We start from the raw sequence: 13,399 nt of genomic DNA, 5'->3' as shown, positions 1-13,399 counted from the left end.
AGTATGTGTGAATGATAAAGGCTCCTACGTTTGAACGATTAACATTTAACGTTTAACGGAAAGAGCGTTAAGCGTTAAGTGTGGGAGTATGTGTGAATGATAAAGGCTCCTACGTTTGAACGATTAACATTTAACGTTTAATGGAAAGAGCGTTAAGCGTTAAGTGTGGGAGTATGTGTGAATTATAAAGGCTCCTACGTTTGAACGATGAACATTTAACGGTGAAAATAAAGAGTGTTAAGCCTAAAGGGAAGGCAATTAAACGATTAAGCAGTTAACCAATTAAACATCATTGGTTATTTGCCCAGAAGGATCGGGGCAGTTAAGCGATTAAACATTATTAATCGCTTAACTTTTAACATTTAACCTCTCCTAAACTCCTATTCCGTAGTGTAGCCAGCCGAGGTCTTGGAGGTATTTTTTGTCGTAGATGTTGCGGCCGTCGAAGATGACTTTGTTGTTGAGGAGTTTGCCGAGGGCTTCCCAGGAGGGGATGCGGAATTCGGACCATTCGGTCACCAGCAAAAGGGCATCTGCATCTACGCAGGCATCATAGGCGTCTTTGGCATAAGCGATCTTGTCTCCTACATAGATGTGCTGGGCTTCTTTCATGGCGATGGGGTCATAACCTTTGACTTTGGCACCGGCAGCAATGAGTTCATCGATGATGACAATGGCTGGAGCTTCGCGCATGTCGTCCGTATTGGGTTTGAAGCTTAGTCCCCAGATGGCGAAAGTCAGGCCAGAGAGGTCTTCCCCGAAGTGTTGCTTGATTTTCTTTACAAGGACATGTTTCTGTGCATCGTTGACATCCTCAACAGACTGCAGCACCTTGAGTTCGTAGCCGTATTGCTTGCCTGTTTTGATGATGGCTTTGACATCTTTGGGGAAGCAAGAGCCTCCATAGCCTACACCAGGGTAGATGAATTTGGTACCGATTCTTGGATCAGAGCCTATCCCCTTGCGGACCATGTTGGCATTGGCTCCTACGAGTTCACAGAGGTTGGCGATGTCGTTCATGAAGGAGATTTTGGTAGCGAGCATGGCATTGGCCGCATACTTGGTCATCTCCGCAGAAGGAATGTCCATGAAGATGATGCGGTCTCCATTGAGTTGGAAGGGTTTGTAGAGTCTTTTCATGATGGCCTCTGCCCTTTCGTCATCCACTCCAATGACAATGCGATCCGGCTTCATAAAATCTTCAACTGCAGCCCCTTCTTTGAGGAACTCAGGGTTGGAGGCTACTGCAAAAGGTAGGTCAGACCCTCTCTTATCCAAAGCAGCTTTGATGGCTGCGCGGACTTTTTCACCCGTGGTGACTGGAACGGTGCTTTTGGTAGCTACTACAATGTAGTCAGACATCTTTGCTCCTATCTCGTCTGCTACGGCAAGGACATATTTGAGGTCAGCAGAACCATCTTCACCAGGAGGGGTACCTACTGCGATGAAGGCTACTTCTGATCCTTGGATGGCTTCGCCAAGGTTTGTGGTGAATTGCAGTCTGCCAGAGGCGTAGTTTCTTTTGACGATCTCTTCTAAGCCAGGTTCATAGATGGGCATGATGCCATTTTTGAGGCCTTCGATTTTCTTTTGATCGACGTCTACGCATACTACATTGATTCCTACTTCGGCGAAACAAGCGCCTGAGACTAGTCCGACGTAGCCGGTACCGATGACTGTTATTTTCATACCTTATTCTAGATTATTTAAGTTTGGAAGGGATTTTTTGAATGTTAAGCGTTAAACGTTAAAAACGTTAAGTGTGGGGGTATGTGTGAATGATAAAGACTTCTACGATTGAACGATAATTTCGTTAAGCGTTAAGTGTTAAAACGTTAAACGTGGGGTATGTGTGAATGATAAGGACTGCTAGGTTTAAACTATTAACATTTAACGGTGAACGGAAAGAACGTTAAATGTTAATGCTGCGCGTTAAAAACGTTAAGCGTGGGGCTATGTGTGAATGGTAGGGACTTCTACGTTTGAACGATAATTTCGTTAAGCGTTAAGTGTTAAAACGTTAAACGTGGGGTATGTGTGAATGATAAGGACTGCTAGGTTTAAACTATTAACATTTAACGGTGAACGGAAAGAACGTTAAATGTTAATGCTGCGCGTTAAAAACGTTAAGCGTGGGGCTATGTGTGAATGGTAGGGACTTCTACGTTTGAACGATAATTTCGTTAAGCGTTAAGTGTTAAAACGTTAAACGTGGGGTATGTGTGAATGATAAGGACTGCTAGGTTTAAACTATTAACATTTAACGGTGAACGGAAAGAACGTTAAATGTTAATGCTACGCGTTAAGCGTAGGGATAATCGTAAACTTTGCTTGTACTCTACGTTGAACGCTTAACGAGGAACTTTTAACAATGAACGAACTTCACTTATACCCTTTACCTCCACTATTCTTTAACGTCATTATTAATCCGTTGATTTTGAATTTCAGTGTTTCTGTTATTTTCAAGATTGAATTCAATTGCTCTTGATTGAAAAAATCAGCATCAAATGCCCTGTAAGCTTGAGATCTTACTTCTCCACAAGATCCTTTAGCTATATAAAGGAACTGAATAAATTCTCTGTTTCCATCTCTTTCAAAACCTTCAGCGATATTATCCATTACCGAACCAGCAGCACTATTTATCTGGGATACAAATCTAAAATCATTCTTAAATGACTGATTTGTTGCATTAACTCTAATGAAGCTAGCCAATTCTCTGGCCATTTGCCAAATCTCAAGGTCTTCGAAGGAGTTTATTGCCATGAGGTGGAGGAAGGTTTGTCGTTAAGTGTTAAGCGTTAATACTTGCCTGCGGCTGCGTGTTAAGTGTTAATGCTTGCCTGCGGCTTCGCGTTAAATGTGAGAGTATGTATGAATGGTAAGGACTTCTACGTTTGAACGATTAACATTTAACGGTGAACGGAAAGAACGTTAAGCGTTAATACTTGCCTGCGGCTGCGTGTTAAGTGTTAATGCTTGCCTGCGGCGGCGCGTTAAGCGTTAAACGTGGGAGAATTGTGAGTTTACTGAGTTCTTACGTTGAACGGTTATTTCGTTAAGCGTTAATGCTGCGCGTTAAATACGTTAAGCGTGGGGATAATCGTAAACTTTGCTTGTACTCTACGTTGAACATTGAACGGTTAACGATTAATATCTACACGCTACACTTCCTTCCACTGTTCTTTCACTCCTTTGAGGAATTCGGAGCCGAAGATGTAGGCTAGGGCGAGGATGAGGCCGAGGATGGTGAAGATGACAAGGATGAGGGGTCGCTTGGGGGCGGATTTTTCTGTTGGGATGGTTACAGGTTGGATTACTGAGAATATGGGGGTGTCTTTGGAGACTTGGAGTTTGGCTTGCTCGAGTTGCTTGGCTAGTTCTGTGTAAATGTTGAAGGCAAAGTTGTATTCTGCTTCTAGTCTTTGTAGTTGGTTCATGGCCGTGGCAGAAGAGATGTTTTGGTTCCGGTCACGGAAATTTGCCAGTCGAGCTTGAATTTGATCAAAATCAGCCTTTTTCTCTGCGAAGCGTTCTTCTGTAAAATTCAATTGCTCTCGTGCATTTGATATTTTGTAAGCGATTACCTCGTTTTGCAGGAGTTCTTGGGCGTACTTGGCCATTTGTGCTGCCATCAATGGTTCTGGCATCACGAAAGAGATGGATACAAAGCCTTCTTTTTCGTTTGGAGAAACAGATAATTGAGATTCTAACCTTTTGAAATGCTCTACCTCAGCTTCCGTGAGTTTAATCAAATCACCTTCTTCAGTTTGCAATAGCGTTTCTTCCGACGTTCCACGCAGTGCTTTTAAAATCAGACCTGGAAGACCAATGGTGTATTTTTTGATATTTGCTAAAAGTCCGGGCTGAGCCACTTCTTCATAGTACTTAGCATAGCTGACAGATTCTTTAATTCCCTCCACATTGATAGGTGCTTGAAGCAGGGCTTTTCTGAATTTGACAGAAGAGGTAAACTTTGGATACAAAGCCGGAGGAATTTCAGAGCCACCGCCCATGGAGCCTAGGTTGATTCCTGCTAGGGATGCTAAACCACCGAGGGATCCACCACCTTTGGCAGATTCGGAGGTTTGGGGGATGAAGGTAGAGGATGCTGTAAATTCCTTGGGGGAAAGTATGGCAACCGCTAGGCCAATTAGCATGAAGGTGATGGTGATGGAGATGACTTTCCTGCGTTGGGACCAGATGGTCTTGGCTAGGGCGAGGAGGTCTATTTCGTCGTCGTCTTTTTGGGGAGTTTGGGAAGGGTTTGTTGACATAGATTTGTTTTTTTGAGACGCTTATTTTTTGGGACACAAAGAACTCTAAGGAGCACAAAGACCTCAAAGATTTTTTGTGTGCTTTGAGGGGCTTTGGGAGCTTTGTGTTGCTTTTTTTCTTTTTGGGACCATCCCTAACGGGAGGAAATCCATCCCTTGCGGGAGGCAGGCACGAAGAGCGCTAAGAATCCTCCCTGAAGTGAGGCAGGCACTAAGAGCTCAAAGATTAATTTTTTTTGTGGGCTTTGGGCTTCTTTGTGAGTTTTGTGACACTTTCTTTTATTTAGGGACACAAAGAGCGCTAAGAAGCACTAAGAGCTCAAAGATTAATTTTTTTTTGTGGTCTTTGGGCTTCTTTGTGAGTTTTGTGACGCTTCTTTTTTTTGGGACACTAAGAACACTATGAAGCACTAAGAGCTCGAAGATTATTTTTTTGTGGGCTTTGAGCTTCTTTGCGAGTTTTGAGACGCTTTCCTTTTTTTTGGGACACTAAGACCTCTAAGGAACACAAAGAACACGATGAATTATTTTTTGTGTGCTTTGTGGATCTTTGTGGGCTTTGTGACGCTTCTTTTTTTGGAACACTAAGAGCTCCAAGAGGCACTAAGAGCTCAAAGAATTTTTGTGAGCTTTGTGGAACTTCGTGGACTTTGTGACGCTTATTTTTTGGGATTTTAAAGGATTACTCTTTTAATATTACCTTTTAAAATTTTTGACTTCCAATTTATAATCAGTCCCAATTTATTCTCTGTTAATTTTAAATATGTTAATAGTTGAGCTATATGAACGTCCGTTATTTTTTCTACGGTCTTATTTTCTATGATTAACTTATTTTCAATCATCATGTCAATTCTATAAGCTTTTTCCAGCTCAATTTCTTTATATCTCAGCGGTAATAATACTTCTTCCTCTACTATAAGTCCAACTTTTGTCAATTCATAAGAAAGACACTTTTGATAAGTTGACTCCAGTAATCCAGGACCTAAATTCTTATGAACTTCAATAGCACAACCTATGGTGGTATGAGCTATGTCTTCAGTATTTAGAGATAGGGGAAACATGTTTTTTTTGGGACGCTTTTTTCTTTATTTGGAACACAAAGAACTTAATGAATCACGAAGATCTCAAAGGGTTATTTTTTTTGTGAACTTTGGGGGACTTAGTGGGCTTTGTGGCGCTTTTCTTTTTTTTTGGGATACAAAGAGCGCAATGAAGCACTAAGAGCACGAAGGATTATTTTTGTGGGCTTTGTGCTTCTTTGTGAGTTTTGTGACGCTTCTTTTCTTTCTTGGGCCACAAAGAGCACTAAGTATCACTAAGAGCACGATGAATTAATTTTTTGTGAGCTTTGAGGGACTTTGTGAGTTTTGTGGTGCTTTTTTCCACCTACTCTATATAGCGTTTTTTCTTAGTTCAAGAGGTTATTCACGATTAGGGCTAGGGTGGCGAGGCTGGTTCCTAGGCCGATCCAGGCTTGAGGGGATAATGGTTCTCTTTCTGGTTTTCGGGGAACGATGATTTCGGCACCGGGTTCGATGTGAGGGTAGAAATTGAAGAAAAGGACTTTTCTTGTTCGCTGCACATCTCCATTGGCATAGACTACATAAGAACGGGATTTTCTAGATTTCTCTGTGAAGCCTCCAGCTCGGGAGACGTAGCCTTTGAAGCCTGTGTTGTCTCTATATCTGGCTGTAGTTGGGTAGAGTACCTCACCTCGCATCCTTACTGTTTGCAATTCTTTAGGAATGGACAACACATCCCCTTCTTGGAGGATGAGGTCATTTTTTCCTCCTGGGTTGTTGAGGATGGCTACTAAGTCTATCCCCACCATTTCTTTGGTTCTAATTACAAATTCCTCTGTACTATCACCTTCTACAATTTCCTCGATGGTTTCTTTCCTAAAATCATCAGCCATTAAACCTCCTTTTTTATTGGCTTGATCTCCTCCTTTTTCTTGAATCTTTTGATCGATTCTGTCTAGAAGAATTTTATCGAATTCTGTTCTATCTAAGCTGTCTCTGGCGATGTTTCCTTTGACTGAGGTTAAATTTTGGGTTTTGATGTCATTTTCACTTGGTGCTGTAAAAAATTCATTTCTTCGGATCAAGGTGGCGCCTTTGGCATAGGCGAATTGGTTGAGTCCCCCTGCCCTCTTGAGCACATCAGAGATTCTTTCGTTGGCATTGGCTAGGGCATATTCACCTGGGTAGAAGACTTCTCCTTCTACGCGCACGAGTTTCTCCCTCTGGAAGCCGGGGCTTCTGCGGATGATTACATGGTCAAAGGGTTGCAAGACAATGTCTGCATTGGCACCATTGATGCGGAGGTCTTTGTCTATGTCAATGCGGATGATTTCTGCGAGTTTACCAGAGACGTCATTTTTCACCCTTCTAGCTATTTCAATCTGGGAGGCAGAGGCTGACTCTTTGAAGCCACCCGCTTTGAGGACAATGTCGGCCACTTTCATGTTTTCTCCGTAGGCGAATGCTCCGGGCTTGTTGACTTCACCGGAGATTTTGACATAGTATTCTTCTCTGATGTCGTAGATGCTTGGAATGTTGAGGACATCTTCTCTGCGAAGAATTACATCTTCCGCTTCTCCATTGACCACTGCTTTGATATCTACAGGTAAAACTTCCAGGGAGAAATCAGCCTTTGTTCTGTATAATGTGGCTCTGTTGAGGAAGGCATCTTCTCTGAGGCCTTCGGCTTTGGCTATCAGCTGGGTCACCGTCATGCCTTCTTGGAGCGCAAAGATTCCAGGGCGCATTAAGGCACCCGATACTTGGACTCTGTTTTCGAATCTGTTTAAGATCTGCCCTACTCTGAAAAAGTCACCATCTTGAGGTATGAATGTTTGGAAATTGGTGGCGTCGATGTCTTCTACTTTGAGTTCGGTGCCTGTTTTTCTGGTCACTGTCAGTCTTTCCTTGTAAGCTTCCGATTTGAAACCTCCGGCAAAGGCGATCAAGTTTTCTACTGTCTCGCCTGATTTGACTTCAAACAGCCCTTCTCTTCTTACTGGACCAGTGAGTTCGACTCTGGCTCTTACTGGTAGTACGATGATGAGGTCGTTGTCTCTGAGGGTGATGTTGTTGGTGTTTTCTCCCTTGATGAGGAATTCATAGACGTCAATTTCCATGAGCAGTTTGCTGTCTCTGAATACCTGAATGTGTCTGAAGGATCCATTTTCATTTGGTCCACCCGCTGCGAAGAGGGCGTTGAATGGAGAAGCAAAGGCAGGAAGAGTGTAATTTCCGGGTTTATTGAGTTCACCTGCCATGGCTATGGATACCGTTCTGATGTTGCCCAAACGTAGCTCCATGAAGGTATTTGGGTTGCCACCCCCTAAGCCACTATAAATTTGAGTTAGAGCAGATTTGATCCTAGCTGTTGCAGAAGCGATGGTGGAACCCCCCACTTGGATTGGACCAACATTAGGAACTAGAATTCTACCTTCGGGGCTTACTTTGAGGTCATAGGATTGTTGGGATGCTCCATAGACATCAATCAATAGCTGGTCTCCCCCACCGATGGTGTAATTTTGAGGAGTAGGGATGTTGAGGCTTGGATTGAAATTGAGTTCGCGGTTATGAAAAAGTGTGTAACCGAATATTTTCTTTTGATTTGGTGTGAGGTCTCTGAAAGGGTCTTGATTGCGACTTTCCTCAAAAACATCATTCATCTCCATTCCTTCCACTTGCCTTCCTTGGTTCTGGGTATTGGCAGTGTTGTTTCCTGAGCTCATCCTTCCACTACGAATGGCATTGATTCGAGTTTGGAGTTTGGAGACTTCTTGCGCGGGCATGCCACGTTCGCGGGCCATGGCGATGAGTTGCTGTTCGTTCATGCCGGTGGACTCTGCTTGTTTGATCATTCGTTCCACTTGAGCGTCGGAGAGGTTATCGACTTTGATGGAGGCGATATCGGACATGGATTGAGCGAAAATAAACCCTGAAATCAGGATGAGATTAAGGAGAAGAATTATTTTTTTCATAAGATTTATTAGGGGAAAGGAAAAAGGTTAAAGGTTAAAGGGACGGCTTGAGATGCCATTTTTAACATTGACCATTTGCCTATTTAATTATTTTTGAGGGGAAAGGAAAAAGGTTAAAGGTTAAAGGGATCGCACGAGATTCCTTTTCTAACATTGACCATTTGCCTATTTAATTATTTTTGAGGGAAAAGGTTAAAGGAGAAAGGGATGGCTTGAGATGCCTTTTTTGACTTTGACCGATTGCCTATTTAATTATTTTTGAGGGGAAAGGAAAAAGGTTAAAGGTTAAAGGGATCGCACGAGATTCCTTTTCTAACATTGACCATTTGCCTATTTAATTATTTTTGAGGGAAAAGGTTAAAGGAGAAAGGGATGGCTTGAGATGCCTTTTTTGACTTTGACCGATTGCCTATTTAATTATTTTTGAGGGGAAAGGAAAAAGGTTAAAGGTTAAAGGGATCGCACGAGATTCCTTTTCTAACATTGACCATTTGCCTATTTAATTATTTTTGAGGGAAAAGGTTAAAGGAGAAAGGGATGGTTTGAGATGCCTTTTTTGACTTTGACCGATTGCCTATTTATTATGTTTGAGGGAAAAGGGAAAAGGTTAAAAGGGGAAAGGGATGGCTTGAGATGCTTTTTTTGACTTTGACCGTTTAACTTTTCTTATTTTGAATTGATTTTCGAGATTTAATTAGCCCTCCAATCATTTTGCTGATTTCTTTTGCTTCCTGAATCATGGGCTGACAATTTTCGGGTTTTATGATTTCAACTTCTTGGGCAAACAATAATTGCGTTCTTAACTCACCTATAGAACCTTTCGCAATATCTAAGAAGCGAATATATTCCTTATTTGATTCTCTTTCAAAGCCTTCTGAAATATTAGAAGGAACTGAAAGTGCAGATTTAATTAATTGATCTCTTACACTAAAACTTTTACATGATACAAACTCTTTATATACATCAACCGCAAGTCTAAAGCTTCTTTGCCAAATTGTTAGGTCCTCAAAGGTTTTTATTTCCATGTTTAAATTAGAAAAAAGGATAAAGGTAAAAGGTTAAAGGGATGGTTATTTTAGGTTAAAAGGAAAAGGGGAAAGGTTAAAGGGATCGCACGAGATTCCTTTTCTAACATTGACCATTTGCCTATTTACTATGTTTGAGGGAAAAGGTTAAAGGAAAAAGGGATGGCTTGAGATGCCTTTCTTGACTTTCACCGTTTTCCATTTTATTATTATATTAGTTTAAGAGGAGGGAATCCTTTTTTCTTTTCCTTCGAACCTTTAACCTCTTTATACAGCTTCGCCCGGTCGGTCACATGAGGGGGACCTAGCGGTGGGGTAAAAAGCATAATAATCAGGAAGATAGGGAAAAGCTATCAATCCTGGGTTTGGTAGAGCAAGAGTGCTTCTGGGTCGGTTATGTGGTCTTGAATTTTGAAGATTACTTTTTTGTGAATAATATCTTGGAGTTTGTCTGAGATGGTATCTAAGTATTCTTCATTGAGTTCAAAACCTGTAATTTCGACTTCAATTTTACCTGAGTCCATTCCTCTAGCGTAGTCTCCTACCAGCGCTACTTCATGAACATTTCCCATCCTTTCCAAAACTGTTGCCAAAAGTTTATCAAGACCGAGATATTTTCGGATGAGGTCTTGGATATTGGAGAAGAAGGGGTGGTTGATATTGGCTTGGTAATCGATTTTATTTTTATCGGCTATTTTGAGGAGGAAACCTGCGTCAGATAGGTTGTTGAGTTCCTTTCGGATGGAGTTGGTAGATTCTCCAAATTCGTCGGCTAGCCCGCGCAAGTGACCTTGGTTTTTGGGGTTGCTAAAAAACTTAATTAAAAGTTTCAGTCTAGTCTTGGAAGTGATCAAAGAATCTAACATGAAAGGTGTTTGCTTACCGAGTAACAAAAGTACTCGCTTGAATATAAATAGCAAAGGGAATTTTTAGATTTTTTGGAGGTGCAAAGGGTTGGGAGGGAAAAGGAGGACGGAACGTTAAGAAATGATCCCATTGGATCATTTTAGTGACGGGCCAGTGTCTCGTCCTGAAAAAGGTTTATACACTTTTCGGGATAGTGTCTGGGGATGGGGAAATTGTCATCAGATTATTTACGTTTACATGAAAAAAAGCAGTTTACGTGAAAACACCTATTGTATTTTGATTGTAAAATTTTAATATTTGGAATGATTAGGTTGAAAATGTACTGTTGTGGGGTCATTGGCCTTCTTATCAATACTTTTTAATCATATAACCGTAAGCAAATCAGGCATGACAAATATCAACGAATTTGAAGCAATCTTATTGGTGGATGATGATCCGGTGATCAATATATTAAATTCAAAGTTTCTTAGGCGCACGGGCTACCTTCATAAGATATGGAAATTTGAAGATGGCTTGGAAGCATTTTATTATTTGGGTCAAATCATCCGCTTGCAGGAGGGTTTGGTAAATAAAAATCCTGTTTTGGTTTTGTTGGATTTGAATATGCCAAATTTTAATGGGTGGGATTTTTTGAGGCTTTATAATGATCTAGATAGTGCCACCAAGGATTCTTTTAGGATCGTGGTCTTGTCTAGTTCATGCAACCCTGAGGATATAAATCGTGCGAATATGGATCCGAATGTGCATGGGTATATCATCAAGCCTTTTTCTATAGAATCTATAGATGCTATAGAGAAATTTTTTATGTATTCTTAAGGGATTGCGGATTAAATATTCGTATTGAGACAGTAGGTTTATGATTAACTAGAAGCTAGCAGGTTACTTAACGTCAGAGCAAGCTACTGCATAATCTAGTGTATCATAGGAGTTTTACAGTCGGCCATTGAGATGGACTGCATGCCGTGGGATTCATTTAATCTTTGGTAATGAAGGAGAATCATTTCAAAGTAATGAAGGTTTTCCTCGGGATAATGGCCAAAGTTGTGTGGGTGCCACCAAAGATGGTAAGCTTTGTTCTTATTTGCAGCAATTGATAATTCTTTTTTAATCTTTTCTATCCTGATTTCATGCAGAAAGGAAACCTTTCTAAATGGTCTTAATAAGCGAGATGCTGGAATGGGGAGAATTAAATCTGAATTCTTATCAGGAAGGTCAAAAAGAAAATTATCACTTAGTGCTACAAGGGTATCACCTGTTCTGAACATTTTTTTGAGCATGGTTTCTTCTTGGGTATTTTGCCAAAACCAATCATTGGGGTTGCTTCTGTAGGTTTCAAATCCCACAGCTTGCGCAATATCTAAGGCATTTTGATTGTATTGGTTTCTAGGGAAAACGAGAGATTTTGGCAGTACTCCAAATTTTTCTTTAGCGATGTTTCTAGCTGCTTGCAGGTCAGCTTTGAAGGCCTTAGAGGATTGTCCTTTTTCGCAAGAGTAGTAATGGGAAAATGTGTGAGAAGCAAGTTCTTGGGATTTAAGGTTTACGATCTGTCTGACCAAATCAGGAGCAAAAAGTCCATGAAGGGTTTTGTAGTTGTTGGCTTGGTTCCATGTATAAGGAGAAAACTTAGGGTTATCGTAATTGGGTTTGATAGTTGGGGCAAATTGCGTCCATTCTTCTTCATTTTCGGCTAAGAGCATACCTACAGTAGCCCAGGAGGCTCTGATATTGTAATGATCAAAACGTTCCAACAATCTAGGGACAACATATTTGATGGTATTGAGGTAGTATTTTTGAAAGTCCTGTAATTTATACTTATCAAACCTCCCCCAGTGAAGTTCAAAATCTAAAGAAATAATAAAAGTGGGTTTTGACATATTAATAGGCTATAAAGTTATTAGTGGTTAGTTATTAGTGGTTAGTTATTAGTTGATTGGGTTAAATTAGTTATTGAGAAATTGAGTTTCCCGAAGAATCTCCCGAGGAATCTCCCGAAGAATCTCCCGAGGAATCTCCCGAGGAATCGGGAGGGGTTGACGGTCGATAGCCGACAGCAAGGGGATGATACTGGACGATGGATTTTATTATATATTAGATTCTTTATCATTTGGTATTATGATAAATGCTGCTGTAATATATAAAAATATCATATATGTACTTTTCATTCTCATGATAATCCCGAGATTATTCATGGAGAAAATCAAAAGACTGGCTAGTATGAGACCGTAAAGTACTCCATAAATCAGCGCTGGGGGTATTTGAGATGCATTATTCCTTATGGACTTATAAAATGCAAATATCAGCAATAATAGAAAAGTGGTATTTTCCACGGCCGCTGCAAAGTACCAGAATCCATTGATTTCGTGCCAAAAGGGTCTAAAAAATAGGGCTATTAATTTCTCAAAGAGGTTGTATTGGCCCATAGGGATTTCAGAAGTTGCCTGAAAATTTTCAAGGAATAAGAATTGACTGGAGATGAAATCTTGTAGGCCTTTGAAATCGTAAGCTTCAAGATGCATCATGATCGTGAGTTGGTAGGTGAAATACAACAAGATTGCTGTCACCAAAGCTGAGATTAGGATTTTATGGGACTTTTTAAACGCTGAACTTTGGTATAGGGCGAAATAAAAGACTGGGATGAGTGCTGCACCAAAAACAGGCCTTACCCACCAAGCTAATAAGATAGCAAGGGAGATTTGTAAGTAGTGTTTGTGGATAGCAGTAAAACCTATGAGGGCATAGCAGGCGGCAGTAAAGAGTAAGGCCTCCTTCCCTACTCCAGAGGTCCAGAAATGAATATTTGGAAAAAGTAAAATCCAGAGGAGAAAGCCTTTCCATGAAATGGCTAGGTCTTTATGGCTATTTTTAATCAAGTAGATGAATAAGATTCTAAAGCCTAAGAAAGAGCAAAGGGCATAAAGCATATTTCCTGCCCAGAAGTTGAGTCCGGCGAACTTAGATGGGAGGTAGTTTAACCATTGGATGAAAAAAGTTCGGTTTCCCCAGTATTGCATCCAAGTTTGGGCTTCTTGGGAGGCATCTGCGACAAGGTTCCAATACTTGATTGCGTCTCCACCATGTGAGTTTAGGAAGGAAGTAAAAATCCATGTAAAAAGTAAGTGGTAAATGAAAAGGAATTGAAGGGATAGATTTTCATAGCGGGTAAGGTTATTTCTTTTGGCAATTCTATGGTTCGCATAGGCCATTAGGGTGAAAAGTGGTATGAGGAGGATTAG

General features: G+C 40.9%; 10 protein-coding genes. 1 reads left to right on the top strand and 9 read right to left on the bottom strand.

Going from position 1 to position 13,399, the window contains the following annotated elements:
* Positions 1-372 precede the first annotated feature (372 nt).
* The 7 genes from CHB66_RS07040 to CHB66_RS07005 all read right to left on the bottom strand — a co-directional run bounded on the left by CHB66_RS07040 (position 373) and on the right by CHB66_RS07005 (position 10,162).
* Positions 373-1,689, bottom strand: a complete 1,317-nt coding sequence (locus CHB66_RS07040) for a UDP-glucose dehydrogenase family protein (protein WP_089239395.1) — start codon at positions 1,687-1,689, stop codon at positions 373-375.
* A 693-nt stretch (positions 1,690-2,382) separates the two neighbouring features.
* On the bottom strand, positions 2,383-2,763 hold the full coding sequence (locus CHB66_RS07035; RefSeq protein WP_089239393.1) for a four helix bundle protein: 381 nt from the start codon (positions 2,761-2,763) through the stop codon (positions 2,383-2,385).
* 398 nt (positions 2,764-3,161) lie between these two features.
* A complete protein-coding gene (locus CHB66_RS07030; RefSeq protein ID WP_089239391.1) occupies positions 3,162-4,274 on the bottom strand; it encodes a Wzz/FepE/Etk N-terminal domain-containing protein in 1,113 nt (370 codons plus the stop codon).
* A 674-nt stretch (positions 4,275-4,948) separates the two neighbouring features.
* Positions 4,949-5,335, bottom strand: coding sequence for a GxxExxY protein (locus CHB66_RS07020; protein WP_089239387.1), 387 nt, complete (start codon positions 5,333-5,335; stop codon positions 4,949-4,951).
* A gap of 347 nt (positions 5,336-5,682) precedes the next feature.
* The gene (locus CHB66_RS07015) at positions 5,683-8,271 is read right to left on the bottom strand and encodes an SLBB domain-containing protein (protein WP_089239385.1); all 2,589 of its coding nucleotides are present in this window, start codon (positions 8,269-8,271) and stop codon (positions 5,683-5,685) included.
* Between the two features lie 656 nt (positions 8,272-8,927).
* Entirely contained in the window at positions 8,928-9,296 is a 369-nt protein-coding gene (locus CHB66_RS07010; RefSeq protein WP_089239383.1) for a four helix bundle protein, read from the bottom strand.
* A gap of 353 nt (positions 9,297-9,649) precedes the next feature.
* Positions 9,650-10,162 (bottom strand): transcriptional regulator, encoded by a 513-nt coding sequence (locus CHB66_RS07005; RefSeq protein WP_089239381.1) that lies wholly within the window; start codon positions 10,160-10,162, stop codon positions 9,650-9,652.
* A gap of 388 nt (positions 10,163-10,550) precedes the next feature.
* On the opposite strand from CHB66_RS07005, the gene CHB66_RS07000 reads away from it, so the two are divergent.
* Positions 10,551-10,979: a response regulator gene (locus CHB66_RS07000; RefSeq protein ID WP_089239379.1), complete on the top strand. Its 429-nt coding sequence runs from the start codon at positions 10,551-10,553 to the stop codon at positions 10,977-10,979.
* A 95-nt stretch (positions 10,980-11,074) separates the two neighbouring features.
* On the opposite strand, the gene CHB66_RS06995 is transcribed toward CHB66_RS07000, so the two are convergent.
* Both CHB66_RS06995 and CHB66_RS06990 read right to left on the bottom strand, forming a co-directional pair.
* Positions 11,075-12,040 carry a polysaccharide deacetylase family protein gene (locus tag CHB66_RS06995; protein WP_089239377.1) on the bottom strand — a complete coding sequence of 322 codons (966 nt, stop codon included), beginning with the start codon at positions 12,038-12,040 and terminating at the stop codon, positions 11,075-11,077.
* Positions 12,041-12,247: 207 nt separating this feature from the next.
* Positions 12,248-13,369 carry a hypothetical protein gene (locus CHB66_RS06990; RefSeq protein WP_089239375.1) on the bottom strand — a complete coding sequence of 374 codons (1,122 nt, stop codon included), beginning with the start codon at positions 13,367-13,369 and terminating at the stop codon, positions 12,248-12,250.
* Positions 13,370-13,399: the final 30 nt, after the last annotated feature.

Source organism: Belliella buryatensis (assembly GCF_900188245.1).
GTDB lineage: Bacteria > Bacteroidota > Bacteroidia > Cytophagales > Cyclobacteriaceae > Belliella > Belliella buryatensis.
This window is presented reverse-complemented; position numbering and strand designations above follow the sequence as displayed.